Source organism: Kushneria sinocarnis (assembly GCF_003633775.1).
GTDB classification, from domain to species: domain Bacteria; phylum Pseudomonadota; class Gammaproteobacteria; order Pseudomonadales; family Halomonadaceae; genus Kushneria; species Kushneria sinocarnis.
The window spans coordinates 149,052-171,112 of sequence record NZ_RBIN01000001.1; the positions used below are offsets into that span (position 1 = coordinate 149,052).

Genomic DNA, 22,061 nt, shown 5'->3' on the forward strand with positions numbered 1-22,061 from the left:
CGGCTGGCTAGAGTCGCTGTTCGGTACTCGCAACGATGCACGTCGCCGCATGCGGCGGCTGACCGCTTCCGGGAGGAAAGGAACATGCCACGACTGTCAGAGCCGGTGCGCAAGCGCCGTGTCTGGTTCGGTTTCATCGTGCTCTTTGCCCTGATCAATCCCTGGTATTTCCCTGACGGAGTGAGCACAACGCTGATCCTGGGCGTGCCGCTCTGGGCCCTGATCGTGCTGGCGGCGTCACTGGCGCTGTCGCTGTTCATTACCTGGACGGTCACTACCCAGTGGCGGACCGACAGCGATGAACGCTTCGCTGCGCCGGTGCATGATCGCCAGCACGACGGGGAGAGGTAAGCCATGGAGATGGAGCTGGCATTCAGCGGCTGGTCGGGCATCTTCGTGCTGGGGCTCTACGGTGCCCTGATGCTCGGGGTCGGGTTCTACGCCTTCCTGCGCAACCGGGGCATGCGCGAAAGCCTCGACGAATACTACCTGGGCGGGCGCGGGCTGGGCGTCATGGTGCTCTTCTTCACCTTCTTTGCCACCCAGTACAGCGGCAACACCGTGATCGGCTATCCGCCGGCCGCCTACCGCATGGGGTATCACTATCTGGTCTCGGTGCCCTTTTTCATCATGATCATCATGGTGTATCTGTTCTTCGCCCCCAGGCTCTACGCGCTGGGGCGACGCTTTCGCCTGCTCACCCCGGTGGACTGGATCGATCTGCGCTTCCGCTCGAAGCGGGTAACGGTGCTGGCGGCCATCCTGATGCTCTACGGGCTGGCCAACTACCTGTTGGAGCAGTTCGTGGCGATCGGGCAGGGGGTGTCGGGGCTGACCGGTGGCACCATTCCCTATCAGGTGGGGGTGATCTTCTTCATCGTCATCATGGTGGCCTACAGCTGGCTGGGCGGCATGCGGTCGGTGGCCTGGACCGACACCATCCAGGGGCTGGCGCTGCTGTTCGGCGTCTTTACCCTGCTGCTCGGCTCGCTCTACTACTTCGGCGGGCCGGCCGGGGCCGCCGAGCAGATGCAGGCCAGCGCGCCGGAGAAGCTCAGCCCGCCCGAGGGGCCGGCGCTGATGCGCTGGTTCAGCCTGCTGGTGCTGGTGGGGATCGGCGCGGCCATCTATCCCCATGCGGTACAGCGCATCTTCGCCGCCAGAAGTGAGGCTACCCTCAAGCGCTCCTTCATCCGCATGGCGTGGATGCCGTTTCTCACCGCCGGCGTGGTGTTCATGGTCGGCATCATCGGCATTGCCGCCTTTCCGGGGCTGAGTACCGCCGAGTCGGAGCAGCTGGTGGGCATCATGGCCAATGCGCTGGCCAATCAGCATCCGTTCTTCTACTGGGCGATGGTGCTGCTCTTCGGCGGGGTGATCGCGGCGATCGTCTCCACCGCCGATTCGGTCCTGCTGACCTTCTCATCGATCATCTCCAATGATCTCTACGGCCGCTACATCCGGCCCGATGCCAGCGAGTACCGGAAGGTGCTGACGGGCAAGCTGGCAGGGCTGGTGGCGGTGGTGATCCTGGTGCTGATTGCCTGGTATCCGCCGGCCACCCTCTATCAGATCTTCGTGCTCAAGTTCGAGCTGCTGATCCAGACCGCGCCGGCGCTGGTGCTGGGGCTCTACTGGACCCGGCTGAGCGAGCGGGCGGTCTTCACCGGCATGCTGGCCGGGGCGCTGCTGGCCTGCCTGTTCACCTTCCTCGGCTACCGCCCGCTGGGCATCTACAGCGGACTCTGGGGGCTCGTGCTCAATCTGGCGATCTGCGTGGGCGGGACGCTGCTCTCCGGGGCCACCGAGGAGCGCCGCCGGCACGCCAGCGAAGTGATCGGCTTTCGCTACTGAGAGCGAGGGTGCAAACGGCAGGTAAGCGGGGGCGTGCAGTCCGGGTGTTTCACGTGAAACACCCGGGCGCTGGTCAGTCGAGCGGCTTTTCCAGCACCGCAAACTGCAGGTCATCGCGCCTGGGCGTGCCGAAGCGGGGGTCGTCATGGGGGAAGGGGCGCGTTTCCCCGGTTTGTTGATAGCCGCGGCGCTCGTACCAGGCAATCAGTTCGTGACGTACGTCGATGACCGTCATGTTCATGTCCCGGCAGGCGAGCTCGTCACGCGCCAGTCGCTCCGCCTCGGCCAGCAGGGCGCGGCCCACGCCGTGCCGCTGGCACTCCGGGAGAACGGCAAACATGCCGAAATGGGCATGTCCGTCGATGCCTTCCAGATGGGCGCAGGCGACCGGCTCGCCGCTGCCGCGATCCTCGCCGATCAGCACCAGCGCATGAGGCCGTGCCAGATCCTCGGCCAGCATCTCCGGCATGATGCGGGTGCCGTCGAGCAGATCGGCTTCGTGAGTCCAGCCGGCCCGGCTGGCCTCGCCCCGATAGGCCGTGGTGACCAGCTCGACCAGCGCCGGAATGTCCTCCGGCGTGGCGTGGCGGAACTGCAAAAGCGGCACCCGGCTCATGAGACCTCCAGCAGCGAGATGTCGGCCACCGCGAGGAAGAGCGCCTGCAGGCGGGCGAGCAGGGCCAGCCGGTTGCGTCGCAGCGCCTCGTCGTCACTCATGACCATGACCCGATCGAAGAAGGTATCGACCGGCTCCTTGAGTCCCGCCAGTGCATCCAGTGCCTGCTGATACTGCTGGGCCTCGATCAGCGGGGCGGTCTCCTGCCGGCGGCCCTCGACGGCCTCGAACAGTGCCCGCTCGGCGTCATCGACCAGGCGCGCCTGATCGACCCCGTCGGGGATATCGCCGCTCTGGCGTGCCAGGATGTTGGCCACCCGCTTGTTGGCGGCCGCCAGTGCCTGCGCCTCGGGGCGATGGGTGAAGAGGTGCACGGCGCGCAGCCGGCGCTCGAAGTCGAACGGCCGGGTTACCGGCCGGGCACGCACTGCCAGATAGGTCTCGGTGGCCATGCCCTCGCTGTCGGCCCAGGCGCGGAAGCGATCGAGCATGTAGTCGAGCACCTCGTTGACCACCCGGTCGGCATCCTCGATGGCGGCATGCTGGCGAGCCGCCGTGGTCAGCAGTTCGCGCAGGTCGAGATCGAGTTCGGCGCCGATCAGGATCGACAGCACCCCGATGGCGGCGCGGCGCAGGGCGAACGGGTCGCGGGTGCCGGAGGGCTTCTGGCCGATGCCGAAGATCCCGGTGAGGGTGTCCAGTCGGTCGGCCAGCGCCACCGCAAGCGCCGGGCCGCGCTCGGGGATCTCGTCACCGGCGAAGCGCGGCAGGTACTGCTGGTGCAGGGCGCGGGCGACGGCGTCCGATTCGCCATCGAAGCGGGCGTAGTAGGCCCCCATTATCCCCTGCAGTTCGGGGAACTCCAGCACCATTTCGGTGACCAGGTCGCACTTGGCGAGATGGGCGGCCCGGCGGCTCTGGTCGACATCGAGCCCGCTCTGCCCGGCAATGGTGCCGGCCAGCTCGGTGATGCGCCGGCTCTTGTCGGCCAGCGTCCCCAGCTGCTGCTGGAAGACCACCTGCTCCAGCGCGTCGAAGCGCTCCTCGAGCCGCTGCCGGCGGTCGGTCTCGAAGAAGAAGGCGGCATCCGCCAGCCGGGGGCGGATCACACGCTCGTTGCCTTCGATGACCTGCTGCGGATCACGGCTCTCGAGGTTGGCGATGGTGATGAAGGCCGGCAGCAGCCGGTCATCGTCGCCCAGCAGGTGGAAGTACTTCTGATTGCCCTTCATCGACGAGATCAGACACTCCGCCGGCACCTCGAGAAAGCGCTCGTCGAAGCGGCCGGTCAGCGCCACCGGCCACTCCACCAGTCCGGTGACCTCATCGAGCAGCTGCTCGTCGACCACGGCGGTGGCGTCCAGCAGCGCGGCCTCGGCTCGCACCTGCTCGAGAATCATGTTGCGCCGCCGTGGCAGATCGGCAATCACCTTCCCCGGTGATTCGAGCCGGGCGAGATAGTCATCGGCGTGGGCCAGCTCGAGCGGGTCGGGATGATGGAAGCGGTGGCCACGAGTGGCCCGGCCGGCCGTCAGCCCCAGCACCTCGGCCTCGACCACTTCACTGCCATAGAGCATCACCAGCCAGTGCACCGGACGCGAGAATTCGGTCCGGGAGGCGCCCCAGCGCATCCGTTTGGGCACCGGCAGGGCGTCCACGGCGCTGCGCACCATGCCGGGCAGCAGGGCCACGGTGGTGTCACCCGGCTGGGTGTAGCGATGGCCGAGCCGCTCGCCCTTGTCGGTATCGAGGTGGCTGAGCTGCGCAACGTCGAGCCCCAGCGAGCGGGCAAAGCCGGTGGCGGCCTTCGTCGGCTGGCCCTCGGCATCGAAGGCGGCACTGACCGCCGGACCGAGGCGTTCGACATCGCGATCGGGCTGGCGCTCGGCCAGATGGGTGATGGTGACGGCCAGCCGGCGGGGGGTGGCGTGCGGATGGATCTCGCCGAAGCCGATGTCGGCCTCCGCCAGGCTCTGACGCAGGCTGCCGGCCAGCGCATCGGCCAGCGGCGCCAGCGCCTCCGGGGGCAGCTCCTCGCAGCCCAGTTCCACCAGCAGGGTATTGTCGGCTGCCATCAGCTCGTTTCCTTCTGACCGATCAGTTCATTGCGCAGCGCTTCGCTTGCCATGGGGAAGCCGGCGGCCTCCCGCGAGGCGTAGTAGGCGTGGGCCACGTTGCGGGCGAGGGTGCGCACCCGCAGGATGTAGCGGGCCCGCTCGGTCACCGAAATGGCGTGGCGGGCATCGAGCAGGTTGAAGGTGTGCGAGGCCTTGAGCACCTTCTCGTAGGCCGGCAGCGGCAGCTCGGCCTCGAGCAGGGTGGCGCAGTCGCGTTCGCAGTGCTCGAAATCGGCCAGCAGGGTCGGCACGTCGGCGTGCTCGAAGTTGTAGGCGGACTGCTCGCGCTCGTTCTGCAGATAGACATCCCCGTAGGTGACCTCGCTGCCGTCCGGACCGCGCGCCCAGATCAGGTCATAGACGCTGTCGACGTCCTGCAGGTACATGGCGATGCGTTCCAGCCCGTAGGTCAGCTCGCCCATCACCGGATGGCACTCGATCCCGCCGGCCTGCTGGAAGTAGGTGAACTGGGTCACCTCCATGCCGTTGAGCCAGACTTCCCAGCCCAGCCCCCAGGCGCCGAGGGTGGGGGACTCCCAGTTGTCCTCGACAAAGCGCACGTCGTGGACCAGCAGGTCCAGTCCGAGCCGTTCGAGCGAGCCCAGATAGAGCGCCTGCAGGTTCTCGGGCGAGGGCTTCATTACCACCTGGAACTGGTAGTAGTGCTGCAGCCGGTTGGGATTCTCGCCATAGCGGCCATCGGTCGGGCGGCGCGATGGCTGCACGTAGGCGGCATTCCAGCTCTCCGGGCCGATCGAGCGCAGGAAGGTGGCAGGGTGAAAGGTACCGGCGCCGACCTCCATGTCGAGCGGCTGCATGATCACGCAGCCCTGTTCGGCCCAGTACTGCTGCAGGGCGAGGATCAGGCCCTGAAAGGTGCTCACGTCGGGCGTCGACGCGGTCGTCGCTTGAGCAGTCATCGAAAGGTACCGTTGGCCCATGAATTCATCGACCGGCAAGTATACAATCAGCGACCAGTGGGTTATAGGGCCGCGGCCGGGAGTGCCGGCACGAACGGCGGCCGGCGCCGCGGGGCAGCGCATGTCGCACCGGCGGTGTTACCCTGAGGGCGCCGCCGCCGGCGGCCTTCGGATACGGCAGTTGCAGGAGAGAGCCAATGATCGTGGTCACAGGGGGTGCCGGCTTCATCGGCGCCAATATCGTCAGGGCCCTCAACGAGCGCGGCCGCAGCGACATCATGGTGGTCGATGACCTGTCCGACGGACGCCGCTTCGTCAATCTTGCCGACTGCCGCATTGCCGACTACCTCGACAAGGATGATTTCCTCGCCCGGGTGCGCGACCAGTCGCGGCTGCCGGCGATCGAGGCGATCTTCCACGAGGGCGCCTGCTCGGATACCACCGAGTGGGACGGCCGCTACATGATGGCCAACAACTTCGAATACTCGAAGGTGCTGCTCGACTACTGCCAGGCGCACCAGATTCCCTTCCTCTACGCCTCCTCGGCGGCGGTCTACGGGGGCAGTGACGTCTTCCGTGAGGCGCCCGAGCACGAGCGTCCGCTCAACGTCTACGGCTACTCCAAGCTGGCCTTCGATCAGCACGTGCGGGCCCGCTGGGACCGGCTGACCACCCAGGTCGCCGGCTTTCGCTACTTCAATGTCTATGGCCCGCGCGAGCAGCACAAGGGCAGCATGGCGAGCGTCGCCTTCCATCACTACAGCCAGATGGCGCGGGGCGAGCAGCCGAAGCTGTTCGGCGCCCATGACGGCTACGAGGCCGGCATGCAGAGCCGTGACTTCATCCACGTCGCTGACGTGGTCGACGTCAACCTGTGGTTTCTCGACCATCCCGAGTGCTCGGGCATCTTCAATCTGGGGACCGGCCGGGCCGAACCCTTCCAGGCGATTGCCGATGCGGTCATCGAGTTCCAGGGGCACGGGCAGGTCGACTACATCGACTTCCCCGAGCATCTCAAGGGGCGCTACCAGAGCTATACCCGGGCCGATATCGGCCGGCTGCGGGCGATCGGCTACGACCGTGAATTCCGCACGGTCCATGAAGGCGTCACCGACTACATGCAGTGGCTGACCCGCGCCTCCCATGGCTGAGGCGGGTATCCTCTCTCCCTCGGCGGTGCGCGGTGAACGCATTCTGGTGGTCGGCCCCGCCTGGGTCGGCGACATGGTCATGGCGCAGAGCCTGTTCATGGTGCTGCGCCGGCGCGATCCCGAGGCGGTCATCGATGTCATCGGGCCGAAGTGGTCGACGCCGATCCTCGAGCGCATGCCCGAGGTGCGCGAGGCGCTGACCCTGGATGTCGGCCACGGCGATGTCGAGCTGGCCGCCCGCTGGCGGCTGGGGCGCTCGCTGAAGGGGCGCTATGATCGCGCCATCGTGCTGCCCCGCTCGTGGAAGTCGGCGCTGGTGCCCTTTGCCGCCGGCGTGCCGCATCGCACCGGTTTTGTCGGCGAGCAGCGCTACGTGCTGCTCAACGACCGGCGTCAGCGCAACCGCACGGTGCTCGATCAGACCGTCAAGCGCTTCGTCGCGCTGGGCGTGCCGGTCGAGGAGTCCGCGCCGCTGGCCCAGGTGCCTCATCCGCACCTGACGCTGGATGCCGCCAACCAGCGCCGGCTGCGCGAGGCCTACTCGCTTACCCGGCCGCTGATCGGGCTGATGCCCGGGGCGGAGTATGGCCCTGCCAAGCAGTGGCCGCTCACCTACTTCCGGCGGGTGGCGCAGCAGATGGTGGCGCGTGGCCATCAGGTGATCGTGCTGGGCGGAGAGAAGGACCGTCCGGCCGGCGACACCATCAGCGACGCCCTCGAGGGGGTGGTCAACCTGTGCGGCCGGACATCGCTGGCGGATGCCGTGGACCTGCTGGGCAGCTGTGAACAGGTGGTCACCAACGACTCCGGCCTGATGCACGTGGCGGCCGCGGTGGGGACCCGCCTGCAGGCCATCTACGGCTCCTCCAGCCCGCGCTATACGCCGCCGCTGACGGCCCATGCCGATATCCACTGGCTGGAACTCTCCTGCTCGCCCTGCTTCGAGCGCACCTGCCCGCTGGGGCACACCAACTGCCTCAACCAGCTCGATCCGGGGCGCATCATCGCCCACCTGGCCCCGGAGACCTGACGCCGACCCGCGCGGGCCGACGCCGCGCCGGCTCAGTCGCCGCCGAGCGAGCTTTTCAGGCGCAGGTCCGCGTCGTGGCGTTCCAGCGCCAGCTCGATCAGCCGCCCGACCAGCGCCGGATAGCTCAGCCCGCTGGCCTGCCACAGCTTGGGGTACATGCTGATGCGGGTGAAGCCGGGCAGGGTGTTGACCTCGTTGATGATCACCTCGCCCGCCGGCGTGAGAAAGACATCCACCCGGGCCAGCCCGGCACACTCCAGGGTGCGGAAGGCGTGCAGCGCCACCCGGCGGATCTCGTCGCTGCTCGCCCGGTCGATATCGGCCGGGACGGCAATGGTGGCGCCGTCATCGCTGATGTACTTGGTGTCGTAGGAGTAGAAGCTGTCGCCGCTGACCACGATCTCGCCACAGACACTGGCCTCGGGGTTGTCGTTGCCGAGAATGGCGCACTCGATCTCGCGGCCCTGCACGGCGGATTCGACCAGCACCTTGTGATCGAACGACAGCGCCACTTCCAGCGCACGCGCGAGTTCGGCGGCATCGCCGACCCGGCTGACCCCCACCGAGGAGCCCTGATTGGCCGGCTTGACGAACAGCGGACTGCCCAGCTCGGCGCTCAGGGCGTCGAAATCGGCCTGTCCGGCGTCATGGCGGTGAAAGGTGACGAAGGGGGCCACGGCCAGCCCGGCATCGCGCAACAGCCGCTTGGTCATGTCCTTGTCCATGCCCACGGCCGAGCCGAGCACCCCGGAGCCGACAAAGGGCAGGTTGGCCATGCGCAGCAGCCCCTGCAGCGAGCCATCCTCGCCCAGGGTGCCGTGCACGATGGGGAAGACCACGTCGAGCTGGTCAAGCACGCCGGCGTGTTCGGGCTCGATCAGCTGATCGCGCTCACGGCCCGGCACCAGCGCCACATCGCGCTGCGAGCGGTGGAGCGCGATGCGGGCAGGATCGTCGGCATTGAGCAGAAAGTCCGAGGCCTCGTTGATGTGCCATTGGCCCTGTCGGTCGATGCCGATCAGGGTGACCTCGAAGCGCTCCCGGTCGAGGGCATCGACGATGTTGCGGGCCGACTGCAGGGATACCTCGTGTTCGGCCGACTTGCCGCCGAAGATGACACCGACTCTGATCCTGCCCATGGGCTGCTCCTTCTGCTCGTACTGGCCATGATTGCGTGGGCGCATGATGCCATGTTCACCGCCCCCTGTCGGCCGTGATGCCCGCCGGCGACCGGTGTGATGCTCAGGCCGGCGCGAGCAGGCGCTGATAGAGCGCCAGATAGGCGTCTCCCATGGCCTCGGGGGTGAACTCGGCCAGCCGCTGCCGGGCGCCACCGACCAGCCGGGTGCGCTGGGCCGGATCGTGACGCAGGGCCACGATCTGCTCGCTCAGCGTGGTGGCGTCATCGGGGGGGATCAGCACGCCGGTGCGGCCGTCGATGACAATATCGGGGATGCCGTCCACCCGACTGGCGATGATCGGTACGCCGGCATCCATGGCATCGAGCAGGGTCGAACCCAGTCCCTCGTTGCGCGAGGGAAAGACGAACAGGTCAAAGGCCGCCAGATAGTCGCCGACATGGGGCTGGAAACCCTCCCAGAGCACGTTGTCGAGATCGCGGCTCTCCTCGCGCAGGGCCTCGCCGTCCTCGCCCTCGCCGAGCAGCACGAACAAGAGATCGGGGTGCTCGCTGCGCAGCCGGCGGGCCGCCTCGATGATCAGGCGCTGCCCCTTGTGGCGATCCACCAGGGCGCCGACATGGCCGACCACGAAGCGGCCGCTGAAGCGCTCCTTGAGCGTCTCGCCGATCACCGAGTGGCGGGGCAGGTGGGAGAGGGCGCTGGGAATGCGCTCGACCGGACACCAGTGCCGCTCGTTGAGGTGCGCCTCGATCGGGGAGGAGATCGCGACCGCCATGGCGGCGTCGCCGTAGGTGCGCCGATTGAAGGGCTTGTCGCGGACCGGCTGGGGCACCCGGCGGGTCAGCAGATAGGGCGTGCGTCGCAGCTGTCGGTGCAGCCAGGCCCAGTGCACGGCCCGGGCCTCGTGGGCGTGGACCAGATCGGCGCGCGGCCCCTGGAACTGCCCGGCCAGGGGGTGCGCCGCGGTGATGAAAGTGAGCGTTTGCAGACCCTCCAGCTCCTGCCTCATGGGGGAGTCGGCCCGACAGACCAGGCTCTGCTCGATGCCATGGGCGGCCAGTGCCAGGATCAGCAGGACGGTCTGGCGTTCACCGCCGCGGAAGTCGCGGGCCAGATTGACGTGTCGAATGTGAATGTGCAAGTGAGTACTCACCTTGTCTGCAGATCGGAGATGTGGCGACGTCCTGACGCATGACTACCAGATGCGCTCGAAGTCCTCGGCCTCGCGCACCTTCGCGTCGCGCTGGTATTCCAGCAGCTTGGCGTATTTCAGATAGGCATTGAGTGCCGCCGACAGGGCCACCGACAGCCCGTCGACCCCGGCGGTAAAGCCGCGCTGGAAGAGATACTTGCGCATGAAGGCGTTGCTGCCGTGCAGCCAGGGCGACCAAGCGTTCACCCGCCGCCCCTTGAGGTACATGATCTTGGCGGCGCGCCTGGAGAAGCGGCCGCCGGCCTTGGTGAACAGCTCGCCGAGATCGGCAAAGGAGTAGTGCTCCAGATCGGCATCGAGCCGTACCGTCCGGGTGGCCTGCACGGAAGCGTGCTGGCGGGTGTCGGAGAAGGCCGTGCGGTCGCGGTCGAACAGGCGGATGCAGTAGTCGGGATACCAGCCGCAGGCCCTGACCCAGCGCGACCCGATGAAGTTGCGCCGGCGCAGGGCGTAGCCGTCCGGGCCGTCGTCGGAGAGCGCGAGCGCCCTGATGGCAGTAACGGCCTGCTCGGTGAGCCGTTCGTCCGCGTCCAGCGACAGCACCCAGCGGTGGCTGGCGAGCGCGGGGCCGACGTTCTTCTGCGGGCCGTCACCGAGGTAGGGCTGCTCGACCACCCGGGCCCCCATCGCCCGGGCGCGCGCGAGCGTGGCATCGCTCGACCCCGAGTCGACCACGATCAGCTCACTGCAGACCTGCGCCAGCGAGGCCAGGCAGGCTTCAATGTTGTCGGCTTCATCGAGCGTGATGACCACGCCGCTGATCGGCGTGGTGCCCTGCCGGGAATCGGTCATGGTCAGCGCCTCATCGGAAAAACCGTTTCATGGCCTGTACGGCATCGAAGACCGCAGGCGAGAAGTCCTGCTCGGGCAGCGGATTCATCTGCCGGTCATAGACCGTCCAGTCGCCGCTGTTGCTGATCTCGGTGATGCGATCCTTTTCGAGGATACCGTATTCGGTATAGCTGCCGGCCTCGACCCAGCTGCGATCGACCTCGCCGCCGAGCAGATCATGGCCGAGGCTGTAGTCGCTCGGCGGATTGCTGCAGTTCAGGGCATGGGTCATCAGGGTCGGCACCACGCTGAAGTGGCTGGTGCGGCCATGGTGCACTTCATCGGCCACGCCGGGGCCGTGGATCACCAGCGGCACGCCGGTCTGCCAGCGGGTGAAGTTGCCGTTGTGGCCCCAGTAGTTGTGGCCCGAGTCGTTGAACTCCTGGCCGTGGTCGGAGGTGAAGACCACCATGGTGTTCTCCCACTCGCCGTGCGACTTGAGATCGCGGATGACGCGGCCGATCAGCCGGTCATCGTAGTGCGCGGCGTTGCGGTGCAGGTTGCGGATCGGCGTCGGATCGGTATTCGGACCGAGCCGGGCGTACTCCATCTGCCGGGCCGAGGGCTGCCACGGCATCTCGGCATCGTCGGGCACGCTGTAGCCGTGCGGGGCGTCATAGAACAAAAAGCCGAACCAGGGCTGATCGGGGTGGTCGCGCCGCCGGTTCTGCTGCCACTCCAGCCACTCCTCGGTCATGTGCGCGTCCCGGGCGGCGGGCGTGTCGCCCTGGTGGGTGCGCAGGCGCAGGTCGGGCACCGAAGCGAAGGCGGTGCGATCGAGCCCGACGCCGTTGAGGCTGGCCGAGGCAAAGATGCCCAGCGGGTAGTCGTGCTGCTGCAGGGTACGGATCAGCAGGCTCGGGGTCTGGGAGTTCTCCATGAACTGCCAGTAGTTGCCCGACAGGCCGTAGAGCAGGCTGAAGGTACCGCTGCGGGTGCCGTTGCCGCCGCTGTAGTGCTGGGTGAAGCGCGCCCCGTTGCGGGCGACGGCCGCCATGTTGGGAGTCGTCTTGTCATCGAGTTCGTCGAAGCGCCAGGAGTCCAGCAGCACGATCAGCACGTTGGGGGCATCCGCGCCCGGCTGGCAGTTCAGCGGTGTCTTCGGCCAGTCGAGGTTGGCACTGTCGTGGCTGCCGCCCATCTTCAGGCCCTGTTCACGCGCGGCCCGGGGGTCGAGCCAGCCGTGCTTCTCCATGAAGTCCTTGGCCGTGGCGGGATAGAACAGCGGATAGATGGCGGTCTGCTGGGTGACCGAGCGGTTGTAGCGGGCATCGCCGATGAGATGGATGACATGGCTGGCGATCGCCAGCAGCAGCAGCACGATGAAGCTCTTCCATACCGGGAAGCGCACCTCGCGGGCCCGGGAAAAGAGACGCCAGGCGAGCCACAGCTCGATCAGCGCGAAGCCGAGCATGACGCCGATGGCCATCAGCCAGGAGAACAACGAGAAGCTGAAGGTGTCGCCGTTGCTGTCATGCAGGAACATCGACAGCATGAAGTGATTGACGTGGAAGCGGTACTGGGCGAAGACCTCGGTATCCAGCGCCAGCGCCCACAGCCCCAGGGTGGCGATCAGGGTGGCGGGCAGGATCATCCAGCGCCGGCGCAGGAAGAGCGCCAGCAGGCCCAGCGGCAGCCAGCCGAGCATCGCCAGCACGCCGAAGTGGCCAAGCCAGGTGGTCACCAGAAAGGCCCAGCCCGATAGGGTACCGGGCACGTCGAGCCAGGGCAGGTAGCGCAACGCCACCAGCCAGATGATGACCAGATTGATCAGTGCAAAGAAGGCGCTGGCGCGCAGCCGGAAGCTGCGCGAATCGTGCGACGTTCTCGGTGGTGTACGGGAGGACGAGGTGTTGGATGCCATGAGCGGAGCTTCAGACCTGTTGCGGAGCCGTGGAGAATTCAGCGTGATAACCCCCGAGAATGCCGGCCATCAGGGACTCGGCACGCTCGGGCGCGAAACGTTGCAGTGACCGCTGCAGGCGGTCGAGATTGCGCTGCTGCCAGCGCCCCGGTGAGCGCAGGCGGCAGCGGTCGAGGTCGATCACCCAGGCCCGGGCGGTCGGCGATTCGCTGACCAGCAGGTTGCGGGCGTTGAGATCGACATGGTCCAGTCCGGCCGCGTGACAGCGCCGGATGGCGCAGCCGGTAGCCGCCAGCAGCCGGGGATCGACTCCCGGCTCGGCGATCACGCTGGCCAGCGCCCGGGTGCCGAGCAGCCGCTCGGTGATCAGTGCCCCCTCATGCAGGGCACCGAAGCGCCAGATACAGGCCCCGATCGGACGGGGGACCGGCAGCCGGGCATCGTGCAGCGTGGCGGTCAGGCGGAATTCGCGAAAGGGGCGGCTGCGCTCGGCCCCCTGCCAGAGGTAGCGCTGGCGGGAGAGCCGGGCGGCCAGTCCGCCACGGTGATAGTGGCGCAGTACCCAGTGCCGGTCGCCATGCACGATGAACAGACTGGCGCCGCGCCCCGGCGCTTCGCCGGTCACCGCCCGGCGCTGCCGCCAGTAATCGCCCCGGAACCAGTCGGCGTTCATTTGTGGCGCTGATTCGGGGTCATATAGAATGTGCGCATTCGCTTTTCGGGACGTAGCCATCCGCATGAAGCATCCTCTGCCCGCCCACCCGGCACATCTGTGCGTGCTGCGACTGTCCGCGCTGGGTGACGTCTGCAATCTGGTCCCTGCAGTGCGTGCGCTGCAGCGTCAGTGGCCGCAGGTACGAATCACCTGGATCATCGGCCGGGGGGAGTACAGTTTACTGACCGGCCTCTCCGGGGTCGAGTTCGTGGTGTACGACAAGTCCTCCGGGCTGGCCGGCATGCGCCGGATCTGGCGCGAGCTCGGCGACGTGCACTTCGACGCGCTGCTGCACATGCAGCAGTCGATCCGCGCCAGCATGCTGTCGCTGGGGCTCAACGCCGGTGTACGGCTGGGCTTCGATCGCGCCCGCGCCAAGGACTGGCAGACCTTGTTCACCCAGCGCCAGCTCGAGCCGCATCCGCACGCCCATGTGCTGGAGTCCTTCATGGACTTCGCCCGCATGATGGGGGTCGGTGATACCCGCCTGGCGTGGGATATCCCCCTGCCGCCCGAGGCGGTGACCGAAGCCGGACAGTGGGATGCCGGCCGGCGCACGCTGGTCATCAGTCCCTGCGCCAATCCGCGGCTGCGCAATTTCCGCAACTGGTCGGCGGCCGGCTACGCCGCGGTGATCGAGCATGCCCGGACCCAGCACGGTCTGACCACCATCCTGACCGGTGGGGGCAGCCCCCAGGAGCGCGAGATGGGCGCCGAGATCCGCCGCCACTGCAGCTCGGCCGAGCCGGTGGATGCCATCGGCGCCACCTCGCTCAAGGGGCTGCTGGCGCTGATCGACCGCGCCGCCGCGGTGATCGCGCCCGACTCCGGACCGGTCCACATGGCCAATGCCATGGGCACGCCGGTGGTGGGGCTCTTTGCCACCACCAACCCCGAGCGGGCGGCGCCCTACTGCTGGCGCCGGCACGTGGTCAATCGCTACCCCGATGCGGTCCGCACCTACATGCACAAGTCCCCCGAGGCCATTGTCTGGGGCAGCCGGGTACGGCACGCCGATGCCATGTCGCTGATCACCTTCGAGGATGTGATCGGCGCCCTCGACCGGCTGCTGGCGGCCCCTCGGCCCCTCGATGATCCCCGTCAGGAGAGCGCTTCATGAAGCTCGATCTCGCCGCGCTGGAGCGCGCCAGGGTCGTGGTCGTCGGTGACGTGATGCTTGATCGCTACTGGCACGGCCCGACGTCCCGCATTTCGCCGGAGGCGCCGGTGCCGGTGGTGCGGGTGGACGAAACCGAGGACCGGCCCGGCGGGGCCGCCAACGTGGCCCTCAACATCGCCGCCCTGGGGGCCCGCGTCGGCCTGGTGGGGCTGGTCGGCCATGACGACAATGCCGCCATCCTGCGCGAGCGGCTGGCCGTGGTCGGCATCGAGACCGATTTCCAGGTCAGCGAGACGGTGCCCACCATCACCAAGCTGCGCGTGATGAGTCGCAACCAGCAGCTGATCCGGCTCGACTTCGAATCGCCGCTGGTGGATGTCGATACCACGCCGCTGGAGCGCTGTGTCGAGCGCCAGCTCGAGGGCAGCGGGCTGATGATCATCTCCGACTACGGCAAGGGCACCCTCTCCCGGGTGCAGGCGCTGATCGCCGCCGGTCGCCGTGCCGGGCGGCGGGTGCTGGTCGACCCCAAGGGGCGCGACTTCACCCGCTATCGCGGCGCCAGCGTGGTCACCCCCAACCTGGCCGAGTTCGAGGCCGTGGTCGGGCCCTGCCCGGATGATGCCACGCTGGCCGACAAGGGGGAGCAGCTGCGACGCGAGCTGGGGCTCGAGGCGCTGCTGGTGACCCGCAGCGAGCGCGGCATGACGCTGATCCGCGAGGGCCGCTCGCCGCTGCATCTGCCGACCCGCGCGCGCGAGGTCTACGACGTGACCGGCGCCGGCGATACCGTCATCGGCGTGCTGGGGCTGGCGCTGGCCGCCGGGCACGACCTCGCCGAAGGGGTGGTGCTGGCCAATCTCGCTGCCGGGCTGGTGGTGGCCAAGCCGGGCACCGCCACGCTCTCCGTGGCCGAGCTCTACAGTGCGCTGCAGAGCGATCATCTGGCCGAATACGGCATCACCGGCGAGCGCGCCCTGATCGATGCGGTGCGGGCCGCCCAGGCGCGTGGCGAGCGGGTGGTGATGACCAACGGCTGCTTCGACATCCTGCACGCCGGCCACGTGGCCTATCTCGAGCAGGCCGCTGCGCTGGGGGATCGTCTGATCGTGGCGGTCAACGATGACGCCTCGGTCGCCCGGCTGAAGGGCGACGGTCGCCCGATCAACCCGCTGGAGCGGCGCATGGCGGTACTCTCCGGGTTGCGGGCGGTCGACTGGGTAGTGGCCTTCGGCGAGGATACGCCCCAGCGGCTGATCGAGACGGTGCTGCCCGATGTGCTGGTCAAGGGGGGCGACTATCAGCCCGAGGAGATCGCCGGCGGCGAGGCGGTACGCCGGGCCGGCGGCGAGGTCCGGGTGCTCGGCTTCGAGGATGGCGTCTCGACCACCGCCATGATTGCCACCATTCTCGACCGGGAACGCTGATCGCGTGGGACGACGACTCTACAGTACCACCCTCTATGCGCTGATGCCGCTGATCTGGCGGCGGGTCTGGCGGGAGGCGCTGCCGGAGCGCTCGCGCCGCGAGCGCCTCGGCCATATTCCCGCTTACGACGGCGAGCGGGTGCTCTGGGTGCATGCGGCCTCGGTCGGCGAAGTGACTACGGCGCGCAGCCTGATCCGCTCGCTGATCGACGACTATCCCGAGCACCGGGTGGTGGTGACCACCATGACCGCCACCGGCGCCCGCCAGCTGCAAGCGCTGTTTGCCGATCTGGTCACCCATCACTTCCTGCCGCTGGATTTCCCCGGTGCGGTGCGCCGCTTCATTGCCCGGCTGCAGCCGGAGCTGGGGCTGATCGTGGATACCGAGCTGTGGCCCAACCTGATTCATGCGGCCAGTGATGCCGGAGCGCCGCTGGCGGTCGTCAACGGCCGCATCACGCCAAAGGCGTTCCGGCGCTATCGACGCTTCGACGCGCTGATGCGCGAGCCGCTGCGCCGGCTGGCCTGGGTGGGCGCCAAGTCCGGTGAGGACGCCAAGCGCTTCCGCACGCTGGGGGTCGAGGCGCGCAACCTGACCGTGACCGGAGCGCTGAAATTCGATCTCGAAGTCGAGGAGACCGTCCGGGGGGCGGCCGAGGCACTGCGCACCTCGTGGGGCGAGCGGCCGGTGTGGATTGCCGCCTCGACCCACGAGGGCGAGGAGCAGGCCGTGCTGGAGGCGCATCGTCGCGTGCTGCATCAGCATCCCGAGGCGCTGCTGATCTTGGTGCCGCGTCATCCGCAGCGTTTCGACACCGTGCATGAGCTCTGTCTGAGCAGCAACATGACCACGGTGCGCCGCTCGCACCACGAAAGCGTCGGGCCGCAGACCCGGGTCTACCTGGCCGATACCATGGGCGAACTGATGCTGCTCTATGGCTGCGCCGATGCGGCCTTCGTGGGGGGCAGCTGGCTGCCCGATGTGGGCGGTCACAATCTGCTGGAACCGGCCGCGCTGGGGGTGCCGGTACTCAGCGGCGGCTGTCTGGAGAGCCTGCGCGAGATTGCCGAGGCGCTGACCGTGGATCATGCCCGGCTTGAAGTGGCTGATGGTTCGGCGCTCGCCCGGGCGCTGCTGGCACTGTTCGATGATCCGTCGGCCCGCGAGCGGCTGGGGGCGGCAGCCCATTCGATCGTCGAGACCCATCGCGGCGCGCTGGCGCTGACCCGGCGCCATGTCGCCCGGCTGGTCGAGGCCCGGCGGCTGGCTCATCTTGCCGCGGAAGAGGAAGTGGACGCCTCCTCCCGAACCTGACCCTGCCGGCCTTGCCGACTCAGCCCCCTTTCACCTGCTGCCAGCCGTAATGACGGCACTGGGTGCGGATGTGCCGCTCGAGCAGGGCCAGGCTCCGCTCGGGGGCCATGACCTGCTGGCTGGGCGGGGCGTGGGGGTCATCGACGGGGCGTTCGAAGCGGATCACGAAAGCCTGACAGCGCTCGACGTTGAGCCAGACCGTCACTTCGGTGCGATGCGTCGCGCCGGGCAGCGGCGCCAGCCGGAAGCGGATCTCCTGCTCGCGCGGCCGGATGCGCAGCGTTTCGGCCGGCAGCGGCGGCTGACGTAGGGCCTCGATCAGGGCACCAGGGGCCGAGTGCCGGCGCCCGGCGCTGCCGAGGCCGAGCAGGGCACCGAGATCGAAGCGCTGGAGCAGGCGGGAAGTCATGGGTGTCTTTCCTGGGAACGGGAACACAGGCGAGTCCGAGTGATGCACTGGGCCATGAGCGGCCGGTGGATCGAAACCAGGCTCGCCGTAACGCTGGCCCTTCGATACGGGATCGAGTGCTGCATGTTGCGATGGCCTGATGGGGGTGAATGCTGACATCTGCTGGTATCGCTTACCACTACGGGGGGTTGCCGAGCGTGATAAACGGTTAACTCAGATTAACATAGGAGAGAGGGCGTTTTTAATGACGACCTGTTTCACGTGAAACAGGTCAGGGGCCGGGCCGTGGCCCCGTCCGGGCAGGGCTTTGGTCAGGGCCGGAGATGGCGCTCGACGCCCGTTTCGGTACCCAGCAGCAGGATATCAGCGCCGCGATGGGCAAAGAGCCCGTTGGTGACCACGCCGGTGATGTCGTTGAGCCGGGTTTCCATGGCAGCGGGGTCCTCGATCATGCGGCTGTGCAGGTCGAGGATCTGATTGCCGTTGTCGGTGAGCACGCCCTCCCGATAGACCGGGTCGAAGCCGAGCTGCACCGTCTGGCGGGCTACATGGGAGCGTGCCATCGGGATGACCTCGACGGGCAGCGGAAAGGTGCCCAGCCGGGGCACGCGCTTGGTACGATCGGCAATGCAGATGAACCGTTCGGAGCAGGCCGCCACGATCTTCTCCCGGGTCAGTGCGGCGCCGCCGCCCTTGATCATGGCAAATCCCTGATCGATCTCGTCGGCGCCGTCGATGTACAGCGGCAGCGGGCCCACGCTGTTGAGATCCAGTACCGCAATGCCGTTGCGGCGCAGCCGTTCGGCGGACTCCTCGGAACTGGCCACCGCGCCGTCGAAGTGGTGGCGATAGTCGCCCAGCAGATCGATGAAATAATTGGCCGTGCTGCCCGTGCCCACACCGATCACGGTATCCCGGGCGAGCTGTGCGCGGATCTCGTCGAGGGCCGCCTGGGCCACGGCGCGCTTCATTTCATCCTGATTGCGGGAAGTCATGGAATGGATCTCCAGGGCGTCGAAGCGGGGTATCGGAACGAACGCTTTGGTTCGCGGGCGGCCATTATAGGCAACCTGGCGGCGCCTGTAGACGCCGATGGGGCGCATTGCCGACAATGAACACGGTACAGCAGTGCATGTTTCACGTGAAACAGTAGTCCTCGCTGCCATGACGTGCCCGGCACGTCCGCTCGATGCACTGCTGCGGTCTTTCTTTCATCTTCAGGACACGAGCATGCTGGAAGCATACGCCAAGAAGATCCTTCAGGCGCGGGTCTATGATGCGGCCATTGAAACGCCGCTGTCAGCAGCGCCCTTTCTGTCCCGGCGGCTCAACAATCAGGTCTGGATCAAGCGTGAAGATCTGCAGCCGGTGTACTCCTTCAAGCTGCGCGGCGCCTACAACCGCATGGCCCAGCTTACTTGCGAACAGCGCGAGACCGGGGTAATCACCGCCTCGGCCGGCAATCACGCCCAGGGCGTGTCGCTGGCCGCGCGGCGCATGGGGGTGCAGGCCGTGATCGTGATGCCGCGCATCACGCCGGAGATCAAGGTGCAGTCGGCCCGTGCCCGCGGCGCCGAGGTGGTGCTGCACGGCGATGCCTTCAGCGAGGCACTGGAACACGCCCAGCAGCTGATGCAGGAGCACGGCTACGCCTGGATTCCACCCTTCGATGATCCGGACATCATTGCCGGCCAGGGGACCATCGCGATGGAGATCCTGCGTCAGCATCCTGAGCCGATCGAGGCGATCTTCGTGCCGGTTGGCGGCGGGGGGCTGGCAGCCGGCATCGTGGCCTACGTGAAGTACCTGCGTCCTGATATCCGCGTCTATGGTGTCGAGCCGGAAGATGCCGCCTGTCTCAAGCTGGCGCTGGAGACCGGTGAACGTCGTACCCTGCCGCAGGTGGGACTGTTCGCCGAAGGGGTGGCGGTAGCCCGGATCGGCGAGGCGCCCTTCGAGATCCTGCGCGAACACATCGACGGCGTGGTCACCGTGACCACCGACGAGATGTGTGCCGCGGTCAAGGATATCTTCGAGGATACCCGGGCAGTCTCGGAAACCTCCGGGGCGCTCTCGCTGGCCGGGCTGAAGAAGTATGCCCAGCAGCAGGGCGTCGAAGGCAAATCCCTGATCTGCATCAATTCGGGCGCCAACATCAATTTCGACCGCTTGCAGCACATTGCCGAGCGCACCGAGCTGGGCGAGCAGCGCGAGGCCATCCTGGCGGTCACCATTCCCGAACGACCGGGCAGCTTCAAGCGCTTCTGTGAGGTCATCGGCGAGCGCATGGTCACCGAATTCAACTACCGCTATGCCGATGGTGAACGGGCCCACATCTTCGTCGGCCTGCGGGTGCGCCCGGGCGGACGCGATCGGGATGCCGTGATCGAACAGCTGCGCGCCGCGGACTATCCGGTGGAGGATCTCACCGACAACGAGCTCGCCAAGCTGCATATCCGCCATCTGGGCGGCGGTCGCACCCCCTGGACGGATGACGAGCAGCTCTACCGCTTCGAGTTCCCCGAGCGTCCGGGGGCGCTGATGAACTTCCTCGATCACCTGCCCGAGGGCTGGAACATCTCGCTGTTCCACTACCGCAATCACGGCGCGGCCTATGGTCGGGTGCTGGTCGGCATGCAGGTCACCGAGGACCAGGCCGGGCTCGAGCATTACCTGGATACCATCGGCTATCGCTACTGGCGCGAAACCGACAATCCGGCCTACCGACTGTTCATGACCTGAAATGGCGCATCACAATCGGGATAATCGCCGTTTTGATGTGTTGTCGATGACCGGGCGGCGTCCTATGATCGGCGACGCCGTTGCTGGAGACGGCCCTTTCCACATGGAGTCGCAATGAAACGCAAGCCCGATCTGGTTCTGATCCTGGTCTTTATCTTCGGTATCGGCATGGTGGCCACCGGCTACGCCCAGACCCTGATGGGCTCCTGAGCACTGCCGCGGGCCGCCTGCGGCTCAGCCGGCCGCCGGGGACGGGTCAGTGATGCGGTCGGATGATGGCGCGGTCGCTGACCACGGCGTCGAGCGGCACATCCCAGGCAGCGACCGGCAGCGCGTCGACCTGCTGGCAGTCGTGGGCCAGCCCGATCAGGGTGGGTCTGGCGCCGCGATGGCGGGTGAAGGCCAGGGTGCGATCATAGAAGCCGCCGCCCATCCCCAGACGCTGCCCCTGCTGATCGAAGCCCACCAGTGGCATCAGGATCGTGTCCAGTGCCCAGGCCGGCAGGCGGCGGTGGCGCTGGGCGCTCTGGCGCAGTGCCGGCTCGGGAATGCCGAAGCGGTTGGTCACCAACCGGGTATCGTGGCGCAGCTCGACGAACCAGAGTCGGTTGTGCACCAGCGGGCGCAGCACCGGCAGATAGATGTGCACGCCGCGACGGCGCAGGGTGGCGATCAGCGGTCGTGGATCGATCTCGCCATCGCTGGGCAGGTAGAAGGCCAGATGAGAGGCCCGCAGGATCTCGGGCATCGCCAGCAGGTGCTGACGCAGGGCGAGTGCCGCCTGATGTCGGGCGCGGGCATCCAGGGCCCGGCGGCGGCGACGCAGCAGTCGACGCAGGGCGCGACGATCGTGGTCGGCACTCACGGGATCACTGGCGGATGAGTCACGCAGGGAACGAAAGGGTGAGGGCGCACTGCGCAGGGGCATGAGGGTTCTCCGGGCTGCCGCTGTTGTCGTGGCCCTGAACCTAATGGTTCAGGTGGGTGGCCGCAGACGGGTCATCAGGCTTTCCGCCGCGCGGACATGCACACAGACCCGCCTAGCGTTTGGCCTCCCTGGAGGTTGCTATAGGCTCGAGGGTCTATAAACAACTGGCGAACAACCCAGAGAACGAGCCCTAGTCTAACAGAAGGTACTCGTGGCGGCGAAAGCCTGCAGGCCGATCAGGCGCTGTTGTTCCGGTTGCGATGCTCGAGGCCCTGTTCGAGCTGCTCGGACAGGCGGGCCAGGCGCTCTTCCAGCGCCTTGCGGGCGGCCATCTCGCGAATCAGCTCGTGCGTGATGTTGAGGCCGGCCATCATGGCCACCTTGTCGATGCTGATGGTACGACCGCGGGACTGGATGCCGTTCATGGCCTGATCGAGGTAGCGGGCGGCCTGGGCGAGTTCCTCCTCCTCGCCGGGAGCACAGCTGACCACATAGGTCTGACCCATGAGGCTGATTTCGACGGTCTGACGTGGTCCCTCGGACATGACATCACTTCCGGTACGGGCCAAGTACTGGCCGTTGCGCTAAGATGGTGAACGCTGACGTGATGACGGTCTGCCGCGATCAGGACGTCGTGAACACCCGTCGTCGCCACTATAGAGAGCCG

General features: G+C 67.3%; 20 protein-coding genes and 1 other RNA gene. 8 read left to right on the plus strand and 13 right to left on the minus strand.

Annotated elements, in window-relative coordinates:
* Positions 1–84: 84 nt before the first annotated feature.
* Entirely contained in the window at positions 85–351 is a 267-nt protein-coding gene (locus C7446_RS00680; RefSeq protein WP_121170300.1) for a hypothetical protein, read from the plus strand.
* 3 nt (positions 352–354) lie between these two features.
* On the plus strand, positions 355–1,854 hold the full coding sequence (locus tag C7446_RS00685) for a sodium:solute symporter family protein (protein WP_121170302.1): 1,500 nt from the start codon (positions 355–357) through the stop codon (positions 1,852–1,854).
* A gap of 73 nt (positions 1,855–1,927) precedes the next feature.
* Here the strand turns inward: C7446_RS00685 and C7446_RS00690 are convergent, their stop codons facing one another.
* The 3 genes from C7446_RS00690 to glyQ are packed head-to-tail and all read right to left on the minus strand — an operon-like array spanning position 1,928 to position 5,507.
* Positions 1,928–2,470: a GNAT family N-acetyltransferase gene (locus C7446_RS00690; protein WP_245977585.1), complete on the minus strand. Its 543-nt coding sequence runs from the start codon at positions 2,468–2,470 to the stop codon at positions 1,928–1,930.
* Positions 2,467–4,545, minus strand: coding sequence for a glycine--tRNA ligase subunit beta (gene glyS / locus C7446_RS00695; protein ID WP_121170304.1), 2,079 nt, complete (start codon positions 4,543–4,545; stop codon positions 2,467–2,469). Before glyS ends, C7446_RS00690 begins: the two co-directional genes overlap by 4 nt.
* Positions 4,545–5,507 carry a glycine--tRNA ligase subunit alpha gene (gene glyQ, locus C7446_RS00700; protein WP_121170306.1) on the minus strand — a complete coding sequence of 321 codons (963 nt, stop codon included), beginning with the start codon at positions 5,505–5,507 and terminating at the stop codon, positions 4,545–4,547. The genes glyS and glyQ overlap by 1 nt, the downstream gene beginning before the upstream one ends.
* Before the next feature lie 197 nt (positions 5,508–5,704).
* On the opposite strand from glyQ, the gene rfaD reads away from it, so the two are divergent.
* Positions 5,705–6,658 (plus strand): ADP-glyceromanno-heptose 6-epimerase, encoded by a 954-nt coding sequence (gene rfaD, locus C7446_RS00705; protein WP_121170308.1) that lies wholly within the window; start codon positions 5,705–5,707, stop codon positions 6,656–6,658.
* On the plus strand, positions 6,651–7,688 hold the full coding sequence (gene waaF, locus C7446_RS00710; protein WP_121170310.1) for a lipopolysaccharide heptosyltransferase II: 1,038 nt from the start codon (positions 6,651–6,653) through the stop codon (positions 7,686–7,688). The genes rfaD and waaF overlap by 8 nt, the downstream gene beginning before the upstream one ends.
* Before the next feature lie 32 nt (positions 7,689–7,720).
* Here waaF and ddlA read toward each other — a convergent pair whose 3' ends face one another.
* From ddlA to C7446_RS00735, 5 genes are all read right to left on the minus strand, one after another.
* Positions 7,721–8,827, minus strand: a complete 1,107-nt coding sequence (gene ddlA / locus C7446_RS00715) for a D-alanine--D-alanine ligase (protein ID WP_121170312.1) — start codon at positions 8,825–8,827, stop codon at positions 7,721–7,723.
* A 103-nt stretch (positions 8,828–8,930) separates the two neighbouring features.
* A complete protein-coding gene (locus tag C7446_RS00720; protein ID WP_342768332.1) occupies positions 8,931–9,971 on the minus strand; it encodes a glycosyltransferase family 4 protein in 1,041 nt (346 codons plus the stop codon).
* A gap of 54 nt (positions 9,972–10,025) precedes the next feature.
* Positions 10,026–10,835, minus strand: coding sequence for a glycosyltransferase family 2 protein (locus tag C7446_RS00725; RefSeq protein WP_121170314.1), 810 nt, complete (start codon positions 10,833–10,835; stop codon positions 10,026–10,028).
* A gap of 10 nt (positions 10,836–10,845) precedes the next feature.
* On the minus strand, positions 10,846–12,738 hold the full coding sequence (locus C7446_RS00730; protein WP_121170316.1) for a DUF3413 domain-containing protein: 1,893 nt from the start codon (positions 12,736–12,738) through the stop codon (positions 10,846–10,848).
* Positions 12,739–12,748: 10 nt separating this feature from the next.
* Complete coding sequence (locus tag C7446_RS00735) at positions 12,749–13,477, minus strand: 3-deoxy-D-manno-octulosonic acid kinase (protein ID WP_121170318.1); 729 nt, start codon at positions 13,475–13,477, stop codon at positions 12,749–12,751.
* Between C7446_RS00735 and C7446_RS00740 the strand changes: the two genes are divergently transcribed.
* Genes C7446_RS00740 through waaA form a run of 3 tightly spaced genes read left to right on the plus strand, consistent with a single transcriptional unit; the run spans position 13,476 to position 17,315 of the window.
* Positions 13,476–14,573, plus strand: coding sequence for a glycosyltransferase family 9 protein (locus C7446_RS00740; protein WP_121170320.1), 1,098 nt, complete (start codon positions 13,476–13,478; stop codon positions 14,571–14,573). The two genes, C7446_RS00735 and C7446_RS00740, sit on opposite strands and share 2 nt — an antisense overlap.
* Positions 14,570–16,000: a bifunctional D-glycero-beta-D-manno-heptose-7-phosphate kinase/D-glycero-beta-D-manno-heptose 1-phosphate adenylyltransferase HldE gene (gene hldE / locus C7446_RS00745; RefSeq protein ID WP_121170321.1), complete on the plus strand. Its 1,431-nt coding sequence runs from the start codon at positions 14,570–14,572 to the stop codon at positions 15,998–16,000. Before C7446_RS00740 ends, hldE begins: the two co-directional genes overlap by 4 nt.
* Positions 16,001–16,004: 4 nt before the next feature.
* The gene (gene waaA / locus C7446_RS00750; RefSeq protein WP_245977587.1) at positions 16,005–17,315 is read left to right on the plus strand and encodes a lipid IV(A) 3-deoxy-D-manno-octulosonic acid transferase; all 1,311 of its coding nucleotides are present in this window, start codon (positions 16,005–16,007) and stop codon (positions 17,313–17,315) included.
* 19 nt (positions 17,316–17,334) lie between these two features.
* On the opposite strand, the gene C7446_RS00755 is transcribed toward waaA, so the two are convergent.
* The gene (locus C7446_RS00755) at positions 17,335–17,724 is read right to left on the minus strand and encodes a hypothetical protein (RefSeq protein WP_121170323.1); all 390 of its coding nucleotides are present in this window, start codon (positions 17,722–17,724) and stop codon (positions 17,335–17,337) included.
* A gap of 311 nt (positions 17,725–18,035) precedes the next feature.
* Positions 18,036–18,719: a ribose-5-phosphate isomerase RpiA gene (gene rpiA / locus C7446_RS00760; protein WP_121170325.1), complete on the minus strand. Its 684-nt coding sequence runs from the start codon at positions 18,717–18,719 to the stop codon at positions 18,036–18,038.
* Between the two features lie 235 nt (positions 18,720–18,954).
* On the opposite strand from rpiA, the gene ilvA reads away from it, so the two are divergent.
* The gene (ilvA, locus tag C7446_RS00765; protein ID WP_121170993.1) at positions 18,955–20,466 is read left to right on the plus strand and encodes a threonine ammonia-lyase, biosynthetic; all 1,512 of its coding nucleotides are present in this window, start codon (positions 18,955–18,957) and stop codon (positions 20,464–20,466) included.
* A 256-nt stretch (positions 20,467–20,722) separates the two neighbouring features.
* Here ilvA and C7446_RS00770 read toward each other — a convergent pair whose 3' ends face one another.
* The 3 genes from C7446_RS00770 to C7446_RS00780 all read right to left on the minus strand — a co-directional run bounded on the left by C7446_RS00770 (position 20,723) and on the right by C7446_RS00780 (position 21,939).
* Positions 20,723–21,394 carry a 5-formyltetrahydrofolate cyclo-ligase gene (locus C7446_RS00770; RefSeq protein ID WP_121170327.1) on the minus strand — a complete coding sequence of 224 codons (672 nt, stop codon included), beginning with the start codon at positions 21,392–21,394 and terminating at the stop codon, positions 20,723–20,725.
* Between the two features lie 2 nt (positions 21,395–21,396).
* Positions 21,397–21,580, minus strand: a non-coding RNA gene (gene ssrS / locus C7446_RS00775) — 6S RNA.
* Between the two features lie 50 nt (positions 21,581–21,630).
* Entirely contained in the window at positions 21,631–21,939 is a 309-nt protein-coding gene (locus C7446_RS00780; RefSeq protein WP_121170329.1) for a cell division protein ZapA, read from the minus strand.
* Positions 21,940–22,061 lie beyond the last annotated feature (122 nt).

Coding starts and splice junctions, on each gene's coding strand:
- C7446_RS00680 (WP_121170300.1), top strand. CDS start 85: ATGCCACGACTGTCAGAGCCGGTGCGCAAGCGCCGTGTCTGGTTCGGT.
- C7446_RS00685 (WP_121170302.1), top strand. CDS start 355: ATGGAGATGGAGCTGGCATTCAGCGGCTGGTCGGGCATCTTCGTGCTG.
- C7446_RS00690 (WP_245977585.1), bottom strand. CDS start 2,470: ATGAGCCGGGTGCCGCTTTTGCAGTTCCGCCACGCCACGCCGGAGGAC.
- glyS (WP_121170304.1), bottom strand. CDS start 4,545: ATGGCAGCCGACAATACCCTGCTGGTGGAACTGGGCTGCGAGGAGCTG.
- glyQ (WP_121170306.1), bottom strand. CDS start 5,507: ATGACTGCTCAAGCGACGACCGCGTCGACGCCCGACGTGAGCACCTTT.
- rfaD (WP_121170308.1), top strand. CDS start 5,705: ATGATCGTGGTCACAGGGGGTGCCGGCTTCATCGGCGCCAATATCGTC.
- waaF (WP_121170310.1), top strand. CDS start 6,651: ATGGCTGAGGCGGGTATCCTCTCTCCCTCGGCGGTGCGCGGTGAACGC.
- ddlA (WP_121170312.1), bottom strand. CDS start 8,827: ATGGGCAGGATCAGAGTCGGTGTCATCTTCGGCGGCAAGTCGGCCGAA.
- C7446_RS00725 (WP_121170314.1), bottom strand. CDS start 10,835: ATGACCGATTCCCGGCAGGGCACCACGCCGATCAGCGGCGTGGTCATC.
- C7446_RS00730 (WP_121170316.1), bottom strand. CDS start 12,738: ATGGCATCCAACACCTCGTCCTCCCGTACACCACCGAGAACGTCGCAC.
- C7446_RS00740 (WP_121170320.1), top strand. CDS start 13,476: ATGAAGCATCCTCTGCCCGCCCACCCGGCACATCTGTGCGTGCTGCGA.
- C7446_RS00735 (WP_121170318.1), bottom strand. CDS start 13,477: ATGCGGATGGCTACGTCCCGAAAAGCGAATGCGCACATTCTATATGAC.
- hldE (WP_121170321.1), top strand. CDS start 14,570: ATGAAGCTCGATCTCGCCGCGCTGGAGCGCGCCAGGGTCGTGGTCGTC.
- C7446_RS00755 (WP_121170323.1), bottom strand. CDS start 17,724: ATGACTTCCCGCCTGCTCCAGCGCTTCGATCTCGGTGCCCTGCTCGGC.
- rpiA (WP_121170325.1), bottom strand. CDS start 18,719: ATGACTTCCCGCAATCAGGATGAAATGAAGCGCGCCGTGGCCCAGGCG.
- ilvA (WP_121170993.1), top strand. CDS start 18,955: ATGCTGGAAGCATACGCCAAGAAGATCCTTCAGGCGCGGGTCTATGAT.
- C7446_RS00770 (WP_121170327.1), bottom strand. CDS start 21,394: ATGCCCCTGCGCAGTGCGCCCTCACCCTTTCGTTCCCTGCGTGACTCA.
- C7446_RS00780 (WP_121170329.1), bottom strand. CDS start 21,939: ATGTCCGAGGGACCACGTCAGACCGTCGAAATCAGCCTCATGGGTCAG.